Source organism: Paenibacillus solani (assembly GCF_001277345.1).
Taxonomy (GTDB): domain Bacteria; phylum Bacillota; class Bacilli; order Paenibacillales; family Paenibacillaceae; genus Paenibacillus_AQ; species Paenibacillus_AQ solani.
Genome location: NZ_LIUT01000003.1, coordinates 449,081 through 469,684, shown reverse-complemented (window position 1 = coordinate 469,684; position 20,604 = coordinate 449,081). Strand labels below are relative to the sequence as shown.

The window sequence follows — 20,604 nt, the reverse complement described above, 5'->3', positions numbered from 1 at the left end:
GGGTTACCACAAATGTTACAAGAACGGCAACATCAAATCACGGTAAGAATTAAAGTCATGAAAATCGGAGATTTAACCATTCATGGGAAAAGTCATTCCGTGACGCCGCTAGAGCTGCTGCCTAGTGGTCTTGTATTCCTGTGTCCTTGGGAAATACCGATCCATTCCAACGTTGTTTTGGGATACGAAATTGATGATAATGTAGATCATATCCAGGTAACAGGACGCATTGAATCAAGAGGACTCTTTTATGGCCGTCAACTGTATCATACGGAATTTCATACAGATGGCGATAAAAAGACTCGGATTGTAGGTATGCTGAACCGCATGATGTTTGGTCATAATGATTCCCAGAAAATTAGCCTTTATAACTAAATTGTAATAGATTTCCTGCACCAAACAGGTAATCTTACTGAATCATTATAATGGTTTAATTGATATTCTACTATATTTATGTTGCTTGGTCATTAGTTCTTTTACCTTAAATCATACAGAAGATGTAGGACATACCTGAGAGAAAAGTTAGGTTAATCCTCATCAAATATGGAATTCTCATCCCATAATTTTATCGACAAATTTTAATTAACGATACTCTATATCCTCGATATTTATTTCTGCTAATTACCTTTCTCCTGTCCTTTGATTACTTGAGTCCCAGCCAGATCATTGATTTATTATAGTCAAAAATAAAAAGCAATCCCGTATGATCCCGCCGTAAAGATCTAGTCATTTCTAACCTTACATTATGCTGGTTACATCCAGTTCATAAATTTGCTTATCCCTACAATCGGACAGAATATGGTCCATGCCATGGAGGCATTTAAGGATGAAGATGAAATTAAAATGGGTCCTGTGGCCGCTGGCGATTCTTATATTGCTGCCTTCGGCTTATCTGTTGTATACGTATCAATCTATTAAATCAACGGCAGAACAAATGTATGAAGAGCGGCAGCCATCGCCTGTAACCCCGACATTCACTTATGGCGGTGAGCGCACCAAGACGGGAGAGAACATTACGAAGGATACAGATGCATTTACTGTTTTGGTTTTGGGTGTAGACCAAAGGCCCCATGATCGGGGCCGCTCCGACGTGATGATACTCATGGCAGTCAACCCTACGAAGGGGGCTGTGCTCATGTTTAATATTCCCCGTGATACACGGACTGATATTGTCGGATATGGGACCGTGGATAAAATTAATCACGCCTACGCATTTGGAGGCATCCCGATGTCAGTCAGTACCGTGGAGAATTTCCTGCAGTTTCCCATCGATTACTACATTAAAGTGGATATGGAGGGCTTCTCGAGCATTGTAGATTCGTTAGGTGGAGTTACCGTAAATAATCGTATGAAGTTTGAATATGGTGGTTATAACTTTGACCAGGGACAGTTGAACCTGAATGGCAGCGAAGCACTTGCCTTCTCACGAATGCGGTTTGAGGATCCAAAGGGCGATTTGGGAAGGAATGTTAGACAAAGAGAAGTGCTGGAGGGGATTCTGGATAAAGCATTAAGAGTTTCGACTGTGTTTAAACTGGAAACCCTTCTCAATCAGATTGGAAGCAGCGTAAAGACCGATATTTCATTTGAGGAGATGAAACAGCTTCTAACAGAGTACCGTCATCATATAGGGAAGGTCGAGCAGGTAGAGATTGCTGGTTATGGGCAGAGAATAAACGGAATTTGGTATTTTATTGTCGGTGATAAGGAAAGGGAAGACATTATCACAACATTGCGAGAATATATGGAATGAGTTGCAACCCACCCCCCCTTTTTATTCTAAGAGAGGGGGTTTTGGGCGTGAGCACATAACGGGGATGAGGGGCATCGTACTGTTATTCGCAAGTGGGGGAAGTGTGGCTATCTACCAATAATTTGGTCAATCGTGGTTTGAAATACATCCGCCAATTTGGTTAGAGTCTCCAGATTAGGTTCTCTGCGATTTTTCTCATAATGTGATAAAGAAGCACGGCTGATACCGATAAGCTCGGATAATTCTTCTTGAGTCCAACCTTTCTGCTCCCGCAATTTTGCAATGCGAGATCCATATGACATGCATGCTCACCTCTCTAAAAAGATCCATTCATGTAGACTAAACATCAAAATGGAAATATCAATATGATACAAAATGTATCCTAAATTTCGTCTATCGTCAATACATATTGTAGCATTTATTAAAAAAATAAGCATAACCCTTCTAAGCCTTTGAGCCTTGAGCATTAGTTACTTTCGATCCACAATAATATTTGACAAAGTGCAACAATTTATATAGAATTTCTGTTATAGATACAATTTGTATCATTTTAAAAAATACATAGAATAGATGCGTCAATCCCGGGGAGGAGATGACGGGATGAAAGAAGTGATGATGTATTGCGTCGGCTGCTGTCGCTTGATTCCGGTTGCTCAAGGCGACAGCTTGTTTAAAACCGGATTTTATAAGCACGGTGTTCCAGCGGGGATTTGCAAGGAGTGTCAATCGGCTGATTTGGTACATCAGGAGGATACCGATTGAGCCAAAAGCAGTAGGTTTAACGCATGCCCAATATTTTGTCTCTTGTCCTGATAATGTATAATGTGGAGATATTCATGGTGCATAGGCAAGGGAGGATAGATCAAATGAAGCAGGAACCATTGGTAAGCCTAGTGGGTGTTACGAAGAAAATATCATCTAAAGTCCTGGTAGATAATGTGACCTTTGATATCATGCCTGGACAAATCTTCGGATTTCTGGGACCTAACGGAGCAGGCAAGACAACTACCATTCGCATGATGGTGGGACTGATGTCCATTACACAAGGGGATATTATCATAGGAGGATATAGCATTCGTAAGAATTACGAGCAGGCCGCTACACAGATCGGTGCCATTGTTGAGAACCCCGAAATGTATAAGTATTTATCGGGTTATAACAACCTGAAACATTTTGCGAGAATGATGAAGGGCATCACCAAGGCGCGGATCGATGAGGTGGTGGAACTCGTTGGACTTGGTAAGCGGATACATGAGAAGGTGAGTACGTATTCGCTGGGAATGCGTCAACGTCTCGGCGTAGCGCAGGCGCTGCTGCACAGGCCCAAGCTATTGATCCTGGACGAGCCTACGAATGGCTTGGATCCGCAAGGTATTCGGGAGCTGCGGGATTATTTGCGCAGATTGACACAAGAGGAAGGGACATCCGTCTTTGTATCCAGCCATTTGTTGTCCGAAATGGAACAGATGTGTGATACCATCGGCGTTATCCGTCACGGTAAGCTGATTGATATCCGCCGGCTTCGCACGGCTGAGGGAGAGCGGATGTACGAAGAGACGGCATTCACCGTCAACGATGTGGAAGCTGCTGCAGCACTCCTGGAAGACATCCAAGCAACAGCTCGGGATCACCAGCTGATGGTTCGAGGAGACCAGAATATGATTGCGGACATTAATGCGAGATTGGTTGGAGCAGGCCTGCGCGTTTATGCCATACAGCCGGTAACCCGGTCGCTGGAGGATCAATTCATGGAAATGACGGGAGGGGAATCTGTTGTTGATTAACTTTGCCCGTCTTGTAGCGAACGAGAATATGAAGGTATATTATCGGGTCCGAACATGGGTGATGCTCTCGCTTCTTCTCTTGTTTAATGCAGCTATGCCTGCCATGCTGTACTGGACCAATGCTCCGATGGATGTCTGGACTGTATTTACATGGACAGAGAGCTTCACCATCTACTTGAGCGCAATATTTACGGTTATAATCGCTGCGGATATCGTGGCAGGGGAATTTGCCGGGGGGACCATCAAGCTGCTTCTGATTCGGCCATGGAGCCGAGGGAAGATTCTACTGTCCAAATTCGTTTCCCTGTGTTTGTTCCTTCTGCTGTGTGCTGCTATAACAGCTGTGGCAGGCATCACTGCCTCGCTGCTGTTATTTTCCGGTAATACCGGATTTGCCAATAGCTCTGGGGGTTCTTCCATGGACAGCTCCCTTCTGCTGCTGCTGACAGATACGATCCAAGTGTTTGTCATTTCGCTGATCGCCTTTATGCTCTCCACGGTATTTCGCTCCAGCGGCTTGGCTATTGGATTATCTCTGTTATTCCTGTTCACTAAGGATATATTCAGTTTTATCTTTAATCCGGAGCGGTTTGAATGGGCTAAATACTTGCTCTTTCTTCACACCGATCTGAGCGGCTACCTGAAATCGCCTGTCGGTCCCTGGGGAGTGGGTCTGGGTTTCTCCATCACGATCCTGGTTGTTTATTGCCTGCTGTTCATCCTTATTTCCTGGATGGTTTTTGCGAAGAGAGATGTGGAAGCATAACTCTATAAGTCATTAGAAGAAAAGAGCTCCTTCTACCGTGTGAAACAGGGAAGAGAAGGAGCTCATTGAATAGATCGGCTGAACAGATGGCCGATGGTATAATACATATACGAATTCGGACGGTCGCCCATATATCAGTTAACCTGCTTCTGAACGCTGGACAGGCAGCGCGGTTTCCTTTGACTCCAAAGTTGTCTGAGTGGAATTCTGTTCTTCCATTCGGCTTGCACCGTTAAGAAGTCCGCCCTCCATAACGATCAGCGAAGCTGCATATACATCTCCGTACATTTGTCCTGTAGGCGTAATCGTCAGCCTGCTCTCCGCAGTAACATCGCCATACACTTTGCCGGCAACAATGACTTCCCTAGCTGAAATGTTGGAGCGGGCAATCGCTTCTTCGCCTATCGTCACACAGCCCTGACTTTCGATGGAACCGTTAAAACGGCCGTCAATCCGCAAATTATCCTCGCATTGCAGCACACCTTCCATCTCACTTCCTGGACCAATCAATGTATCGGTCCGTTGTGAGGCTCGTTTATGTTTGTTTTTCTTCTTCATTACTACCATCCTCCTGAACATAAATATAGATGATTACGGCTTAATTCAGATATGGCATCGGGTCAATGGTCTGGTTGTTCTTTACGACTTGAAAATGAAGATGGGGACCTGTACTTCGTCCCGAGGAGCCCAGCTTGCCGATGGTCTCACCCTGACCGACATGATCGCCTACCAAAACGTCAAGCTTACTCAAATGCATATACCAGGTTTCCAGACCATTAGGATGCTGCACCACGATATAAAGACCACGGGCTCCGCTGCGTTCTGCGACTGTCACTACGCCGGCACCTGCAGCATAGACCGGGTCGCCGGTTTTACCGGCAATATCGATGCCCGCATGATAGGCCGAACGTCCGGTAAAGGGATCACTCCGATAACCGAAATTCGATGTCAGCCGTTTGGAGGTTGTCGGCCATAGGGATGGCATTCCTTCACGTTTCTCCTGGGTTTCCTGGGCCTGATCCAGCGTACGGGGAATATGGCGTTCCATGCGTGAAATCAGCTGCTGAATCTCTTCAAAATCATCCTGGGCGTCTTTGGCAACACCTAGCAATTCATTCTCATGAACGGCGATGAATTCGCCGCCGACATGCTCTTTAGCACCACCCGGGATGGAGGAGGTCTGTCCGGACAGGCTCCCGTGCTTCTGAATAAACTGTTGAAGCTCCTGCTCCAGCTGTTGAACACGCTCCATCTGAGCTTTTGTTTGCTCTGCTTCACCTGATAGCTGAAGAATGGCTTTATTCAGGCGTTCAATAGCCTCGTCTTTGTCAGTGACAGTGACTTCCATCTTTAAGGCTTCCAGGCTTTTCAGTGTTAGCTGTTGTTCGAGCTCCGAGATTGAATGCGCTGACTGGATCTGCAGAGTAACAATCAGTCCGGCAATTGACAAAATAGCGGCGGCTGGCACAGCAATCATCAGGGGCTTGGACAGATGGATTTGTTTGACAGAATGCTGCGCATCCCGCAGTACCAGCAAGGTCAAACGCTGTTTACGCTTGGTGGTCTTCATGGCATCTCCCTTCCATACATTTCATACTCTAATTCAGGGTCACAATGGCATCCGCTAGACTTGGTCAACTCCTTATCTAGTATGTATTCTATTCTTTCGGAGAACATGTCAAAAATATGATTGAGTAAGAGAATTTATTCAGTGTGGTATCCGTTTGGGTAATTGAATAAATACATAAGAAATTGGTCAATGATGTAGTGTAGTTATTCGCTTGTCTCTCATGACTTTCATTTGTACACGATGCACATTATACGAAGATACTATTATTTTTATCGTGAGGAGGCTGCCGGTATGTTGTGGCTTCTCGTTGCACTGATTGCGTTTATTTTACAGATGGCCGCAGTGCTGCTGCTTGAGTTTCGGAATCCATCCAAAACCGTAGCATGGTTGTTTATATTATTTTGCCTTCCCTTGATCGGGTTCGTACTCTATTTCTTTGTAGCCCAGGATTACCAGCAGCGGTTGAAGATTCGTAAACGGGGCTCCAGGCTGTTTCAGGAGATCAGGGAACACTTGTGGGACCGGGCAGCTGTTGTCCGGCGCAAGGAAGATATGAACAATGCAAGCTTTCATCATAATGATCGCTTGTTTAATTTGCTCAATCACTTGTCAGAAAGCCCGATTACAGGTTGTAATCAGACCCGGGTGCTGACAGATGGGGAAGAGACATATGATGCGATGCTGCGCGCGATGGAGCAGGCCAAGGATCACATCCATGTTGAGTTCTATATTTTTCGTCATGATCGGATCGGTACAAAGTTCCAGGATGTGATGATTCGAAAGGCGCAGGAAGGTGTCAAAGTACGCCTCATATGCGATGGTCTAGGCAGTTACAAGCTTAAAAAGACATTTATTCAGCGGTTTAAGGAATCGGGCGTGGAGTTTTATTTCTTCCTGCCCGCGATGGTTTCGATGTTCAGCCGCAGAATTAATTACCGCAATCACCGCAAAATCGTCGTGGTGGATGGTACGGTCGGTTTTCTTGGCGGGATCAACGTTGGGGATGATTATCTGGGCGAATACCCCCACATGGGCTATTGGCGGGATACGCATCTGGAAATAGAGGGAGATGCGGTTTATTTTCTGCAGAGTGTGTTTTTGCATGACTGGAAGCTTGCTGCCGGAGAGCGCATTGCTGATGTTGGATTGTATCCGGAGCATCACTGCGTGGGGAAGGAGCAAGTGCAGATACTGAGCAGCGGACCGGATATGAACTGGAATGCGATTCAGGAGATGTGCTTTGGGGCGATTTCCGTAGCGAAGGAACGAATATGGATTACCTCGCCTTATTTTATCCCTGATGAGGGAATCTATGAGGCGCTGAAAACCGCTGCGGTCAGTGGTGTCGATGTAAGGATCATCATTCCCGATCACGCCGATTCCCGCTTTGTAAAGATGGCAAGCCTGTCCTATGTAGAAGAGCTGCTGGCTGCAGGTGTTAAATTCTATGAATATGAAAAGGGTTTTATCCATGCCAAGGTGCTTATTGTGGACGAGCTTCTCGGTTCGGTCGGTACGGCGAATATGGATATGCGGAGTTTTTTTTGCAATTTCGAGCTGACAGCCGTGATGTTCGATCACCAGCCTATTGAGCGTTTGGTATCGGATTTTAGAGAGGATCTGAAGCATAGCAGGCTCATTGACGCTGAAGCCTTTCGTCAGCGGGGAAGATGGCAGAAGGCAGCTGAAATTTTATGCAGGATGCTGTCTCCGCTGCTATGATTTAGAGGGGGTATATCTGGTTGCAATACTAACGGGAAAGCAAGTAAAGGCAGGAAGAACCTTGAAAATTATGTGTTCTGCTTTTATTTATATGATAGAATATTTTATAAGTTATATTTATAAATATGTAACTAGCTAAGTTTCATACGTTGAACGGGGGAGATTTATGTCAAGTGATCTGAAGACTTTTGCTCAAGTGAAAGCGGAGCAGCAGAAGCCGGAGAATCCCAAGGCAGGATCAACAGCCTTGAAGCTTCTCCGCCGTCTGGTGTTCTTAACTTTCGGTTCCATCCTGATGGCCGTCGGGCTGGAAATATTTCTGGTCCCGAACAAAATTATAGATGGCGGAATTACCGGAGTATCCATTATGGTTTCTCATGTCACCGATATTCCGCTGGGCGTATTCCTGACTTTGTTTAACCTTCCATTTTTGTTTATGGGGTATAAACAGATCGGAAAGACGTTTGCTTTATCCACGTTATTCGCCGTAGTGGTGATGTCGATCGGCACTTATTTTTTACATCCGATTGATCCCATCACCATTGATCCACTACTGGCGGCTGTGTTCGGCGGCATTCTTCTCGGGATTGGAGTGGGGCTCGTTATCCGCTCCGGCGGCTCCTTGGACGGCACCGAAATTGTAGCCATATTGATCAATAAGAAAACCCCCTTCTCTGTCGGTGAAATCGTGATGTTCATCAACGTATTCATTCTCGGCAGTGCAGGCTTTATCTTTGGATGGGATCATGCGATGTATTCGCTGATTGCGTATTATCTGGCGTTTAAACTGATTGATATTACGATCGAAGGGATCGATCAATCCAAATCCGTTTGGATTATCAGTGATAAGCATAAGGAAATCGGAGATGCGCTGACCCATCGCTTGGGACGCGGGGTAACCTATCTGGATGGAGAGGGAGCATATTCCGGGGACAGCAAGAAGGTTATTTTCGTAGTCATTACCCGTCTGGAGGAAGCCAAGCTCAAGTCCATTGTGGAAGACTGGGATTCCCAAGCTTTCGTTGCCGTCGGCAACATCCATGACGTTAAGGGCGGCCGGTTTAAGAAAAAGGCCATTCATTAGTTTCCCATAACATTCATGCTCCACCTGCGTTGATTGTTCAAACGCGGGTGGAGCATTTTTGGTTCAAGGAGTGTCAGCCTGTAGGCGAAGCGCCTTCTGTTTCTGGCAGGTACGATGGGAAAAGGATGTAATGATAAATAGGATGCCTTCGGGTCGTGTATCACGAACCGAAGGCATCCTTTTTTTTCACAAGGTAAATTCAATTAGGTTATCGTTTGATCAGGAGTCGTCTCGGATTCATCTTGTGTGTGAGTGGTCTTATTGCCTCTGAGTTTATTGCGGATGAAGCTGAAAACTCCTACGACTCCAGCTGCGATTATATACCAGAATTTCTTGAGCAGAAGCAAGAGCCCGACTTTTTTCGCTGCTGCTACGCCGGCTCCGCCCAATATGAGTCCGGTTAAACCGAAACTGGCGGCCTTGTCGGTTGAGCTGTCATAATCCCCATAAGCTTGTCCTGGTGTAGGAGTGAAGTTTGCGAGAATTTCATTTGATAAGACGGAAGCCGCTTGTTCCCTGCTGGCTGAGTCCGTAACTAATATAATGGAAAGATAGCCATGCCGTGTCAGCAGTTTAACCTGATAGTTAAGAAATGGTTCTCTTTCCGAGTCTTCGAGCATTAATGACCATGTCAGATTGTGGGTCTTGCTGTCATAGAAGGGCTCGATATCCCAACCGGTTGCGAAGATATGATCGGATTCCGGTTTTTCTTTATTCGCTTCCTCGTTGCCTTTTTTAATCTGTTTTAACAGCTTGTCTGCATTAATTTTCTCATCCTTGGCATCCTTGATATGTCCTGAGTCTATGTAGTCGAAGTAGACAAACCAGTTTTGGTTTTCATCTGTCGATCCAATACTGGCCACTTCGTATCCAGTGAGGAGATTGCCATCCATGAGGGAGACTTTTTCCGTGTCTTTTTTATCCAGGTAGTACAAGCCTTCCCCGAGATCAATCGTACCGACATCCCCGATTTTTACTGTTACCCCTTCTCCACCATCCACAAAATTCAGCGTATCTTCTGAAGCGCTGACAACGGTAGGCAGCATGAGCATAAAGATCAGCCATAACCCTAAAACTCGTTTCACTGTAGCATCCTCCAATATCTAACAAAATAGGTTTGATCAAAACATGGCACATCATAACATAGGATCATGAATTGATCTATCTTCCATGAATTCTCTCATTTTTACATTTTTCCACCGACTCAGATAGGATTTGGGGTGGTTGGCAGACGTGACAAAACAGTGAATTAGGTCTTTATAAACGGGTTTAATAGTTTTGGATGTGACATATAATGTCGTAATTTGCAGAAAAATTTTTGTCGAGAAGTAGTGATTTTTGAAAAAGAGCCACGTTTTCTGTAAATGCATATGTAAAAAATGAAACTTTCATCCTAAGCAGTCTTTAAAAGATATCCATATAATTACACTTTAATCAGAACGTATGTTTGTTATAATGATATAACTAGAACTTTGTGGAATAACCAATTCGGAGGTGAAGGGAAGCCGTGGCAAAAACGATATATGAACAGGTAACGACCAAGCAGACACTCAATCGGGTGAAGGAGGAAAGGATGCCTTTCGAATGGTCCATCAATCCGTACCGGGGTTGCGGGCATGGCTGCAGCTTCTGTTATGCCCGCGCTTTTCAGGTTTTTATGGGCATGGGGGCAGAGGATGAATTTCAGCATCATATCTTTATGAAATCGAATGCGGCTGAGGCACTTGAGAAGCAGCTGTCGAGCGCTGCGAGAAAGTTTGATTACGATATTGAAGCGATGAGCAGATCGATCGGAGAGGTTGCAATCGGTACCGCAACCGATCCTTATCAGTCTATTGAGGGCAAGGAAGGTATTACGCGGGAATGTTTGAAACTGCTCGCCAAATATCGTATTTCTACGAGCATTACGACCCGCTCTCCGCTCGTGCTTAGGGATATGGACATATTGACCCGAATGGAGAATGTGTCCGTCAACATAAGTCTTAACACATTGAATGGGGATATTATCCGGAAGCTGGAGCCGGCATCACCTCATCCCGAGGGGAGGCTCGACGCGATCCACAGATTATCGGCTGCAGGCATAAGAACCAGCTTGTTTGTGGCACCTGTGCTGCCCTTTTTGACGGATGGGGAGTATGAATTGAAGGATCTGTTATCACAGGCAAAAGATAGAGGCGTTTCTTATGCCATGATCTCCTTGCTGAGACTGTCGCGCGACGTGAAGAAATGGTACCTCGAAACGCTGAGACACCAATTCCCCGAGGTGGTTCAGCCTTACCGCGAATTATATGCGCAAGGAGCTTATGCCGAAGAGCATTACTCACGTTCCTTCAAGTCGATGGCAGCCAGGCTGTTGAAGGAATATGAACTGAATGGACTGACCAGAGAGGTAGCTTCTCCTGTCGTGGGCCCGTCCAAGAGGATAGTAAGTGGAGCTTCCCATGAGAAGAGGACACATGTGGAAGGCGCTGGTGAACCTCATCTGGCATCGCACACTTTGGCTGCTTCTCCACAGTCAAAGAAGCTGCCACAACCAGCAGCACCAGTCTCCGGGGAGGAGCTTATGCCGGATGTTGAACAGCTATCCTTTCCTTTTTGAAGATCCCTTGCCCGGTGGCTTCAGATGCCGGATGACATTCTCTATTGGCTGGGGAGGCAGGCTCTGGAGCAGATCGCCCTTTTCTCTTAACCGTTCTTCGATATTAAGCAGGTGAAACTCCGTCGGAGCCACGTTCTGACGAACTTCATCCCATGTCAGCGGCGTGGAGACGGTCCCAAGCCTCCGGGCCCGAGGGGTATATGGAGCGGCGAGCGTCCTGCCGCTGTAGTGCTGAAGATAATCGAAGTAGATTTTATCGCCGCGGTTCTTCTTCAACCGCTCAATGGTGAACAGCTTGGGGAATTTCTCTGTCACATATTGCCCTACGAATTGGCCGACTGTCCGAAGTTCATCAAACGTAATGCCTTCCGATATCGGAACGATGATCTGCACTCCTGTTGCTCCTGAGGTTTTCGGGACGGAGGACAGCCCCAAAGAGCTGAGTATATCCCCGACAATGGCGGTCGCTTCCATGATCCGGGGTTCTTCCTGCAGCGTGGGGTCCAGATCAATCATCCATTCGCAGGGAAGATTACTGCCTGCGAGGTGTAAGGAAGGGTGAAACTCAAGCGCAGCCAGGTTCCCCAGCCAGAGCAGCTCCGGTAGTCCGTTGAGCAGCACGTAGTTAATGTTTTCGTGCACATGGGTCTGAACAAAAGGCGGCAGCGGCTCCGGCGCATTCTTCTGATAGAAGGATTCGCCTTCGACTCCGTGCGGATACCGGATGGTCGTGAGCAGCCTGCCCCGGCAATAGCGGAGCAGAAACGGCGAGATGGCTGCAAGTTTCTGCAGATACATCGCTTTGGTAATGCCGACTTCCGGCCATAGCGGTTTGTCGGGATTCGTAATTTGAATTTCCTGCCCCTCGATCATTAGGGTGCCTTTGACGCTACGAGCCATATGGTTTTAGACCCCCTCAATCGATACGAGTTTGGGATGGCGCATCATGCCATCCTGACTCCACTCGAGAAATGTAACCTGAACGGAAAGCGGCTGGCTGAGCCATGCCAGCTGTTCTTTCTTCAGGTCGGTATGAAGCGTTCTCCATACCGCCTCAGCACGATGGATTTCGGCATATTGCAGCAGCAGCCTCTTCTTCTCTTCATTAAGCCCCAGGGAAGCCCGGCCAATGTAATTACCGTCGTCATCCGCCATGACGAGGCTGGCTACGCGCCCTTCCCGGATGATCATGGCCACGGCAGTGGCTGTCATGTTCACGGCAATTTTTTTCTTATACCAATTCCGATGTCTCTTGCCTTCACGGTAAGGAGAGGAGAGGCGTTTCATCACAATGCCTTCCCATCCCCGTTCTTCGGCCCAGTTCCATAAGTGCTCGCCTTCGAGAAACAGATCCGCGGTCAGCAGGCCCGGAGTGTCGGAAACGATCTCTTTTAGCCGGTGATGTCGTTCGAGATAGGGCAGCTTGCGCATGTCTTGCTCGCCGTCCACCAGAATGTCGAAGAGAACATAAGTAAACAGAGGAGCGTTTGCGCTGATCGCACGCGATCGCTCCCGCTGAAGCACCTTCTGAAATACGGGGCGGCCCAGCTCCGGATGAAAATAGACAACCTCGCCATCCAGAAGAAGACGCCGTTCTTGCAGTCCGGTTAATGCCTGAACCACTTCAGGGTACAGGGAGGTTTTATCAAGCAGCTTACGGGAGTACAGCGATACGCGGTTCTGGTCCAGTCCGGCCAGAATGCGCACACCGTCCCATTTTAGCTGATAACCCCAGTCTTCACCCGTCATGATCTGATCCGTCGAGATGGGCGCCATTGGCTCTTTGGGCAGCAAACTTTGCAATTGTCCCATAGGGATCAGGAGGTCGAATCGGATTTCTTGGATTTGGTTGTCCGGCGCTTCGGCTTCGGTGCGTCAAGCTCGCCTTCTCCGCCGCTGACCTTGGCGGCCGGTTCTTTGGCAGCCGTCTTGTGGGTCGTTTTACGCGGCTTCGGTTTAGTGCCTGGGTCCGTTCCGATCGGCTTCACAGCTTCGATACTCGCCTGAAGGGCAGCCATCAGATCCACCACGTTGGTCTCCTGACGGGCAGGGGCAATCTTGATCTCTTCGCCGGATACTTTGCTGTTGATCAGATCCAGCAGGCGTTCACGATAATCATCCGTATATTTCTCGGGGTCAAACGGAGTTGAGAGCTGGTCAATCAGCAGCTTGGCCATATCGAGCTCCTTGGCATTGACCTCGGTTCTTTCTGGTAAATTCGGGACCTGGGAGATTGGCCGGATCTCATCCGGGTAGAAAATAGTCTCGATCGACAGGCATTCATCCAGCACGCGAATCGCCGCCAGGCTGCTCTTGGAGCGAATGGCAATTTTGGCAATGCCGATTTTGCCGGACTGCTTCATCGCTTCCAGCAGCAGCCGGTATGCGTTTGCACCTGCTTGATCCGGCGAGAGGTAGTACGTTTTTTGAAAATAAATCGGGTCAATTTCGGTCAGATCGACGAAGTCCAGGATGGTAATGTTTTTGCTGTTTGATTCAGCCAGCTGCTCCAGTTCCTCTTTTTCGAACAGTACGAATTTCCCCTTCTCATACTCATACCCCTTCGTAATTTCCTCCCAGCCAACCTCCTCTTCGCATACCGGACATTTGCGGATATAAGAGAGCGGGCTTCCGCACTCCTTGTGAATGTAGCGCATCGAAATATCCTTGTCTTCCGTAGCTGAGAACATCTTGACAGGCACGTGCACCAGACCAAAGCTGATCGCGCCCTTCCATACTGTATGCATTCTATGAAACCTCCTATCAAGTTCTGATATGTTTGGGGATGACTGTGTAGTAAGCGTAAAGAATCACAACAATAAATTAGTGGTTCAAAAAGTCAGGTTTTCAGCACCGAGAAGATTGGATGAAGATAGGGACTGAGGAGCGGAGCGTAGGCAAACCTACGTGAGCACCGGAAGGCCCGGCTGAATTCAAGATTCGATGTCGATTAAGCTACAAGCGCTACTTCGTGATCAAAAGATGACTTTTTGAACTTCCTCTATTAGTGTGCCCAAAAAATGACTCTAGTATGAGTTATAGCTCTGTATTGCATAATTAGAACCTGTTTGTGGCATATTGACGATGAACTCTGCCTGTAAAGGGAGGTAATCATTATCATGATGGAATCTAAAGAAACCGCAGCGTCGGCAGATATCCAGTCCGAAGAGATACAGAAGGACAGAGCTTCGGACCATTCCGCTGCACAATCGGTCAATGGTGAGATGGTGGATTGGAACAGCCTGACCTCGGAGGAGACTGAGATATCCCGGGAATCTACGATGTTCGATATTGACCGGATGATCAACGAAGGCCTTGGCGGAGGCAATGTAACCTTGGATAACGGGCTGATCGGCCCTTCCACCACCGATACGATGGATGTTGTGGACGAATCACCAAGAAAACCGTAAGGAGGAGGTTAAACGCATGGAGATACAGCGCGCGGTGGAAATTTTTAATTCCAAGGATACGTACAAGGTCAATCTGGAAGGGAAGTCTGTTTGGATTGAGCATGTGGATCAGCAGAACGGGATGGCTACCGTTCAGGTTGGTTCCCGTCCTACTAATACGCTGACCGTAAATGTGGATCGCTTGAAGGAAGGCGAATAGTTTCCTAAAAGGGGACACTGGATATGGGAATCTGAAACAACAAACGCATATGAGTGAACAAAATACACCTTATTCGCAGTTCCGTATTGTCGGAAACCGGATAAGGTGTGTTTGGCGTTGAAACTGAATATATTCGCTTTTGGGCAATTCGCCCAGCAAATCGGGTGATCTCAAGGCTGCGAAATGGCAGGCTGGGCTGAACATCTATAATGTTGTATGGGCGCTGGTCGAGCCCCGAAGGAGAGAACCTTAGAGAATCCTCGACGCCGATGTTCTGTTCTTGCAGCGGATTGGGAGGACCGATATAATGAAGATCAAGTATTTTGAGATATGGGCAGAATAAGTAAAGGGTGGGTTATCAGTGAATAATGGCCGTACGGAGGGCCAGTTTCGAATGATATCAAGCAGCCTGGAAGATACCGGGCAGCTTGCTGCTTGGCTCGCCATGAGAGCAGAGCCAGGGACTGTCATCGGTCTGGACGGAGATCTCGGAGCCGGAAAAACGGCTTTCTCGAAGCAATTTGCACAGCATCTGGGTGTGCAAGGGGTCGTGAACAGCCCGACATTTACCATTATTAAAGAATATGAGGGGCGCTTGCCGCTCTACCATATGGATGTGTATCGCTTGTCGGTAGACGAAGCGGATGAGCTTGGGCTGGACGAGTACTTTTTTGGCGAAGGGGTTTGTCTTGTGGAATGGAGCAGTCTGATTACCGAGCTTATGCCGGAGCAGTATCTGCATATCCAGCTTGAGACCACTGGCGAATCTCACCGGATTATCACGCTATCAAGCCAAGGGGAACCATACGGCGAGTGGTGCCGGGATTTGAATGAAAAATGGGGTAGCAGGAATGAACAACAATGATATGAAGCCGCGGCAGCGGTTTTTGGCGTTGGATACGTCTACGGCATCGCTGGCGGTATCTGTGATGGACCAGGACAAGCTTTTGTCGGAAGTGAACACGAATGCCGATCGTAACCACTCGGTGCATCTGCATCCGGTGATGGCGCAGGCGCTTGCGGAAGCCGGTCTTGGCATGGACCAGATCGATGGCATTGCTGTAGGGGTAGGCCCCGGTTCTTACACGGGGATTCGGATTGCGGTAACGGCAGCCAAAACGCTGGCATGGGCGAATGACCTCCCGGTTGTTGGGATATCAAGCCTCCACGCATTGGCGTGGGGGGGCTTGCAGTCCGGATGGAAACAAGCCGTGCCGGAGAAGGGAATCCACTGGGTTATACCACTTCTGGATGCAAGGCGGGGACAAGTGTATACTGCATTATTCGCTGTCGATCCGGAGCACCAAGAGGAAGCGCCGGTACGTATGGAAGCGGATGGTATACGCCTGATGCAATCTTGGGTGGAGTTCTTGAAGGAGCGGATCAGCAAGCTGCCTGAAGGGGAGCGTCCTGTCAGCCTATGGTTTATTGGGGAAGTGGATCTCCATGCCGAAACAGCCCGAGGACTGGAAACATGGTTTGGCGGCAATCTGCACATCCATCCCTATGCGTTTGAAGGACGCTGGATAGGGTATCTGGGAGCAGACAGATTGCTGGCAGGAGAAGCAGATGATCTGCATGCACTGGTGCCCAATTACACACAGCTTTCCGAAGCGGAAGCGAATCTGCTGCGCAAGCGGTGAAAGGAGCGTAGGATTCGTTATGGACAAGCAGAATAAGCCGATCGATGGAGAAGACGGATTAGCCTTCCGGCTGATGACCCTGGATGATATTCCGGAGGTTCTCGTCGTGGAGCGTGAAGCATTCACCGTGCCATGGACCGAGGAAGCATTTCATAATGAACTGAAACTGAATCATTTTGCCCGTTACATGATCATGGAGTACGAAGGCCGGACCATTGGCTATGCGGGCATGTGGACGATCGTGGATGAAGCCCATGTTACGAATATTGCGCTGCTGGAGCAGTATCGCGGACGCAAGTGGGGCGATCGTCTGCTGACGGAATTGATGAAGACCGCTGCTTATATGGGTATGGAAAAAATGACGCTGGAAGTTCGTGTATCCAATCTCGTAGCCCAGCGTTTATATATTAAAAAAGGTTTTAAACCAGCCGGTGTCCGCAAGGGGTATTATTCCGATAACCAGGAAGACGCACTCATTATGTGGGCAGATCTGCCCCCTTATCGAGAGGACGATGGCGAGGAAGGAAGTCAAAGGCTATCATGAAGGATGATAAAATAGATCGGCAGCATAGCTGCATTTTGGCGATTGAAACGAGCTGCGATGAAACCTCGGTTGCCGTTGTTAGGGATGGCTGCGAGGTATTGTCCAGTGTCATTGCTAGTCAGATTGAAACACATAAAGCTTTTGGCGGGGTGGTGCCTGAGGTCGCTTCCCGTAAACATGTGGAGAGTATCACGTTAATCATTGAGCAGGCCGTGGCGGAAGCCGGTATTGAAATGAAGGATTTGTCGGCGATTGCCGTAACGCAGGGTCCTGGCTTGGTTGGAGCGCTTCTGGTTGGTGTTATGGCTGCCAAAAGCCTCGCGTTTGCGCTCGGCAAGCCTCTGATCGGCACACATCATATTGCCGGCCATATCTATGCGAACCGCTTTGTGGGCGATATCGCTTACCCTTGTATGGCACTCGTAGTATCGGGCGGTCACACCGAGCTGGTTTACATGAAAGAGGAAGGCCGATTTGAATTGATCGGCAGAACGCGGGATGATGCAGTAGGTGAAGCCTATGACAAGGTGGCCAGGGCGCTTGGTTTCCCATACCCTGGAGGTCCTCATGTCGATCGTATGGCGCTTGAGGCTGAAGAGGTGGTAGAGCTTCCGCGCGTATGGCTGGAGCCGGATTCCTACGATTTTAGTTTCAGTGGTTTGAAATCGGCTGTATTAAATGTCGTCAATCAGAGCAAAATGCGTGGAGAGGAAGTCAAGACGGAAGCGATCGCCCGAGGATTCCAGGAATCCGTTGTCGAAGTGCTCGTGGAGAAGGCCGTTCGTGCGGTTCGGGCATATGATGCGAAGCAGCTGCTGCTATGCGGCGGTGTAGCCGCTAATCGCGGACTCCGTAAAGCATTGGCTGATCGCTGCGAGAAGGAAGGGATTAAACTGACGATTCCGCCATTTCAGTATTGTACCGATAACGGAGCGATGATTGCTGCCGCGGCTCATCTGAAATGGAAGCAGGGGAGCTTTACGCCGCTGGATATGAAGGCAGATCCGCAAATGTCGTTGGAACTTTGGGCTGAAGAAGACGCAGAAATTTCTTGACATGGCTCTCGGCAGCACGTATAATCATGATCAAATTCCAGGATATTGAAACGTGATGAACAGGACTAGTAAGGTATACCTTGGTTGAAGAGAGCTGCGGGATGGTGCAACGCAGACGAGAGGAACCTGAACTCACCTGGGAACGGAGCAGGGGAACCTTATGCAATGATACGCTGATCCAGCGTGAATCGATTGCGGAGTTTGACCTTGTTACGGGATGGCCTCCGTGAGCAGGCTGCGCACAAATAACTTGTTATTTGGCGATTGAGGGGGCTTTATAGTCCGGATATTATCCGGCTTGGAGTCAACAAGAGTGGTACCGCGATAGGATAGCCTGTCGTCTCTTGAATAAGAGATGGCAGGCTTTTTGTGTACATAACAACATATTGAATAAACGCAATGAACGGGAGCAGTAAAAGGGAGCTGTCTACAGAGAGCTGCGAAATTGGTGTGACGCAGCGGCTAAGCAACCTTCGAATCTCGCCCGGAAGCGGAAGAGGGGAACGGCACGCATTGGTTGATGGAGCAACACAGACCAACGATCATGAATGCAGCAGTACTCTCTTACGGAATTTCCTCCGTCATCAGGATGTCCATTCTCTTCATGTCCGGCCGGCATGGGGAGATTATGGACACTAAAGTGGACGTATATGTGACGCGGCAAAAACAGCTGTGAACACGGTGCGTCAATTAGAGTGGTACCACGGAGGGTCTAAGCCCGTCGTCTCTTATGATAAGAGATGGCGGGCTTTTTTGCTGCCGGCAGCAGCAGGGTGGGATGCGTTACGCAAGTCGACGTGCGGACGTACAGCGAACATAACGAATTCGACAGAACTCCCGGCATACCCGGGTTTATATCGTAACCAAGGAGGAAATACGAAGATGAATGAAGCCATGAGAACGATCCGAATATTCGATACAACACTGCGGGATGGGGAACAAGCGCCGGGGGCAAGTCTGCAGCCTGAACAGAAAATAGTACTGGCCAGCAAACTGGCAGAGCTGGGCGTGGATGTGATGGAGCCTGGTTTTCCGGTGTCCAGCCCAGGGGAGTTTGCCGCTGTGCAGGCTATCTCAAGAGAGCTTCAGCAGGTGGAGATTTGCGGATTCGCGCGAGCGGTAAAAGGGGACATTGACGCTGCTGTGAAGGCAACTCAGGATGCGGCCAGAAGACGAATCCATCTGTTTCTTTCTTCTTCTGACATCCATCTTCGTCATCAGCTGCGCATGAGCCGTCCGGAAGTAGTAGCAAGAGCACGTGAAATGACAGCTTATGCAAAGCAGTTTAGCGATGTGGTGGAGTTTACGGCAATGGATGCTTCACGTACAGGCATCGACGATCTGATCGAGATGGTGGAGGCCGTCATTGAAGAGGGTGCCACGATCATCAATCTGCCGGATACGGTTGGATATGCGCTTCCGAATGAATATGGCGAAATGTTCCGGCGTGTGCGGGAAGGCGCCCGTGGCGGAAACACAGTTGAATATAGTGCCCATTGCCATAATGACTTAGGTCTTGCTGTGGCCAATAGTCTGGCCGCGATCCAGAATGGCGCCAGTCAAATTGAGGTGACTGTGAACGGGGTTGGCGAACGTACAGGCAACTGCGCTTTGGAGGAGCTTGTCATGGCTCTCTCTACCCGAGGTGACATGCTGCGTGCGGAGACGGGAATTACAGCCGAGAAGCTGTATGAAGTCTCACGACTCGTTAGCGGTGCCATGCATTTTCCAATTGCCTACAATAAGCCTGTCGTCGGACGGAATGCCTTCCAGCATGAATCCGGCATCCACCAGGACGGTTTGCTGAAGGATCGAAGCACCTACGAGATTATGGACCCGGAGAAGCTGGGCATACCGCGCAGCATGATTGTGCTGGGCAAGCATTCGGGTCGCCATGCTCTGAAGGATCGCCTTGCCCGTTATGGTGTTGAGCTTGTTGGAGACGAGATGGAGACCCTGTATAACACTTTCAAAGAGACGGCCGACCGTCAGAAGGTGGTTAGTGATGATCAACTGCTGCAGATGGTTAGCAGCACACTTGGAAAGCCGGCACAGGTATATGAGCTGATTGAAGCGCAGGTCATTTCCGGAACGGGCAGCAGCCGGGTTGCGGCTGTTACGCTGCGCCACCTGAATGATCAAACGGAAGCCACCTACTCCAGCGTAGCGGATGGCCCCGTGCAAGCCGTTATCTCTGCGATCAGCCAAGGCATAAGCAGCGACATCACCTTCGGTGATCTGGAGCTCCATTCCTTAAGCAGCGGCGAAGATGCGCACGCCGAAGCCGCCGTTACGGTAGAGAAGGCCGGCAAGATCTTCCGTGGAACGGCCGTTCATCAAGACATCGTCATGGCAGCGGGGCTGGGCTATGTTGCTGCATGCAATTCAGCATTGATGTCGGTATAGGTGCGGAAGCGCTGAAAGCTCCGAAAGTATCGAAGTACTGAAAAAACTGAAAGCACCGAAAACAGGGGG

Annotated in this window: 22 protein-coding genes, 1 pseudogene and 1 other annotated feature; of the genes and pseudogenes, 16 read left to right on the top strand and 7 right to left on the bottom strand. The window is 48.7% G+C overall.

The features are described from left to right. Positions 1–12 precede the first annotated feature (12 nt). Together AM231_RS19520 and AM231_RS19515 are read left to right on the top strand one after the other, a co-directional pair. The gene (locus AM231_RS19520) at positions 13–375 is read left to right on the top strand and encodes a hypothetical protein (RefSeq protein WP_082341749.1); all 363 of its coding nucleotides are present in this window, start codon (positions 13–15) and stop codon (positions 373–375) included. A 451-nt stretch (positions 376–826) separates the two neighbouring features. Next, complete coding sequence (locus AM231_RS19515; protein WP_054404100.1) at positions 827–1,753, top strand: LCP family glycopolymer transferase; 927 nt, start codon at positions 827–829, stop codon at positions 1,751–1,753. 110 nt (positions 1,754–1,863) lie between these two features. Here the strand turns inward: AM231_RS19515 and AM231_RS19510 are convergent. Continuing rightward, positions 1,864–2,055, bottom strand: a pseudogene (locus AM231_RS19510) (helix-turn-helix domain-containing protein); the annotation flags it as partial. Between the two features lie 298 nt (positions 2,056–2,353). Here AM231_RS19510 and AM231_RS29200 point away from each other — a divergent pair. The 3 genes from AM231_RS29200 to AM231_RS19500 all read left to right on the top strand — a co-directional run bounded on the left by AM231_RS29200 (position 2,354) and on the right by AM231_RS19500 (position 4,303). After that, positions 2,354–2,515 (top strand): hypothetical protein, encoded by a 162-nt coding sequence (locus tag AM231_RS29200; protein WP_165593431.1) that lies wholly within the window; start codon positions 2,354–2,356, stop codon positions 2,513–2,515. Positions 2,516–2,619: 104 nt separating this feature from the next. Then, positions 2,620–3,537: an ABC transporter ATP-binding protein gene (locus AM231_RS19505; protein WP_054404099.1), complete on the top strand. Its 918-nt coding sequence runs from the start codon at positions 2,620–2,622 to the stop codon at positions 3,535–3,537. Beyond that, complete coding sequence (locus tag AM231_RS19500; RefSeq protein WP_054404098.1) at positions 3,527–4,303, top strand: ABC transporter permease; 777 nt, start codon at positions 3,527–3,529, stop codon at positions 4,301–4,303. Before AM231_RS19505 ends, AM231_RS19500 begins: the two co-directional genes overlap by 11 nt. Positions 4,304–4,441: 138 nt before the next feature. Here AM231_RS19500 and AM231_RS19495 read toward each other — a convergent pair whose 3' ends face one another. Both AM231_RS19495 and AM231_RS19490 read right to left on the bottom strand, forming a co-directional pair. Then, positions 4,442–4,861 (bottom strand): bactofilin family protein, encoded by a 420-nt coding sequence (locus AM231_RS19495; RefSeq protein WP_054404097.1) that lies wholly within the window; start codon positions 4,859–4,861, stop codon positions 4,442–4,444. A 40-nt stretch (positions 4,862–4,901) separates the two neighbouring features. Continuing rightward, positions 4,902–5,873 (bottom strand): M23 family metallopeptidase, encoded by a 972-nt coding sequence (locus AM231_RS19490; protein ID WP_054404096.1) that lies wholly within the window; start codon positions 5,871–5,873, stop codon positions 4,902–4,904. 291 nt (positions 5,874–6,164) lie between these two features. Between AM231_RS19490 and cls the strand changes: the two genes are divergently transcribed. Both cls and AM231_RS19480 read left to right on the top strand, forming a co-directional pair. Beyond that, positions 6,165–7,595, top strand: coding sequence for a cardiolipin synthase (gene cls / locus AM231_RS19485; protein ID WP_054404095.1), 1,431 nt, complete (start codon positions 6,165–6,167; stop codon positions 7,593–7,595). A gap of 166 nt (positions 7,596–7,761) precedes the next feature. After that, entirely contained in the window at positions 7,762–8,679 is a 918-nt protein-coding gene (locus AM231_RS19480; RefSeq protein ID WP_053491663.1) for a YitT family protein, read from the top strand. A 203-nt stretch (positions 8,680–8,882) separates the two neighbouring features. Here AM231_RS19480 and AM231_RS19475 read toward each other — a convergent pair whose 3' ends face one another. Continuing rightward, complete coding sequence (locus AM231_RS19475; protein WP_054404094.1) at positions 8,883–9,764, bottom strand: DUF2167 domain-containing protein; 882 nt, start codon at positions 9,762–9,764, stop codon at positions 8,883–8,885. A gap of 422 nt (positions 9,765–10,186) precedes the next feature. Between AM231_RS19475 and AM231_RS19470 the strand changes: the two genes are divergently transcribed. Further along, on the top strand, positions 10,187–11,278 hold the full coding sequence (locus AM231_RS19470) for an SPL family radical SAM protein (RefSeq protein ID WP_054404093.1): 1,092 nt from the start codon (positions 10,187–10,189) through the stop codon (positions 11,276–11,278). Here the strand turns inward: AM231_RS19470 and ligD are convergent. Genes ligD through ku form a run of 3 tightly spaced genes read right to left on the bottom strand, consistent with a single transcriptional unit; the run spans position 11,261 to position 14,025 of the window. Then, positions 11,261–12,178, bottom strand: coding sequence for a non-homologous end-joining DNA ligase (gene ligD / locus AM231_RS19465; RefSeq protein ID WP_053491668.1), 918 nt, complete (start codon positions 12,176–12,178; stop codon positions 11,261–11,263). The two genes, AM231_RS19470 and ligD, sit on opposite strands and share 18 nt — an antisense overlap. A gap of 6 nt (positions 12,179–12,184) precedes the next feature. Next, positions 12,185–13,090, bottom strand: coding sequence for an ATP-dependent DNA ligase (locus AM231_RS19460; RefSeq protein WP_054404092.1), 906 nt, complete (start codon positions 13,088–13,090; stop codon positions 12,185–12,187). A gap of 5 nt (positions 13,091–13,095) precedes the next feature. After that, entirely contained in the window at positions 13,096–14,025 is a 930-nt protein-coding gene (ku, locus tag AM231_RS19455; RefSeq protein WP_054404091.1) for a non-homologous end joining protein Ku, read from the bottom strand. A gap of 372 nt (positions 14,026–14,397) precedes the next feature. Between ku and AM231_RS28680 the strand changes: the two genes are divergently transcribed. From AM231_RS28680 to AM231_RS19420, 8 genes are all read left to right on the top strand, one after another. Further along, positions 14,398–14,688 carry a hypothetical protein gene (locus tag AM231_RS28680; protein WP_106406102.1) on the top strand — a complete coding sequence of 97 codons (291 nt, stop codon included), beginning with the start codon at positions 14,398–14,400 and terminating at the stop codon, positions 14,686–14,688. A 16-nt stretch (positions 14,689–14,704) separates the two neighbouring features. After that, a complete protein-coding gene (locus AM231_RS19445; protein ID WP_054404090.1) occupies positions 14,705–14,887 on the top strand; it encodes an H-type small acid-soluble spore protein in 183 nt (60 codons plus the stop codon). A 394-nt stretch (positions 14,888–15,281) separates the two neighbouring features. Next, positions 15,282–15,752: a tRNA (adenosine(37)-N6)-threonylcarbamoyltransferase complex ATPase subunit type 1 TsaE gene (tsaE, locus tag AM231_RS19440; protein WP_054404089.1), complete on the top strand. Its 471-nt coding sequence runs from the start codon at positions 15,282–15,284 to the stop codon at positions 15,750–15,752. Further along, entirely contained in the window at positions 15,739–16,530 is a 792-nt protein-coding gene (tsaB, locus tag AM231_RS19435) for a tRNA (adenosine(37)-N6)-threonylcarbamoyltransferase complex dimerization subunit type 1 TsaB (RefSeq protein ID WP_054404088.1), read from the top strand. The genes tsaE and tsaB overlap by 14 nt, the downstream gene beginning before the upstream one ends. A gap of 19 nt (positions 16,531–16,549) precedes the next feature. Further along, positions 16,550–17,074 carry a ribosomal protein S18-alanine N-acetyltransferase gene (rimI, locus tag AM231_RS19430; RefSeq protein ID WP_053491674.1) on the top strand — a complete coding sequence of 175 codons (525 nt, stop codon included), beginning with the start codon at positions 16,550–16,552 and terminating at the stop codon, positions 17,072–17,074. After that, positions 17,071–18,129, top strand: a complete 1,059-nt coding sequence (gene tsaD, locus AM231_RS19425; RefSeq protein ID WP_054404087.1) for a tRNA (adenosine(37)-N6)-threonylcarbamoyltransferase complex transferase subunit TsaD — start codon at positions 17,071–17,073, stop codon at positions 18,127–18,129. Before rimI ends, tsaD begins: the two co-directional genes overlap by 4 nt. Positions 18,130–18,230: 101 nt before the next feature. After that, positions 18,231–18,359, top strand: a complete 129-nt coding sequence (locus AM231_RS30265; RefSeq protein WP_278044643.1) for a hypothetical protein — start codon at positions 18,231–18,233, stop codon at positions 18,357–18,359. Between the two features lie 160 nt (positions 18,360–18,519). Further along, positions 18,520–18,861: a binding site (T-box leader), on the top strand. Between the two features lie 150 nt (positions 18,862–19,011). Continuing rightward, positions 19,012–20,535 carry a 2-isopropylmalate synthase gene (locus tag AM231_RS19420; protein ID WP_054404086.1) on the top strand — a complete coding sequence of 508 codons (1,524 nt, stop codon included), beginning with the start codon at positions 19,012–19,014 and terminating at the stop codon, positions 20,533–20,535. The last annotated feature ends 69 nt before the right edge of the window (positions 20,536–20,604 follow it).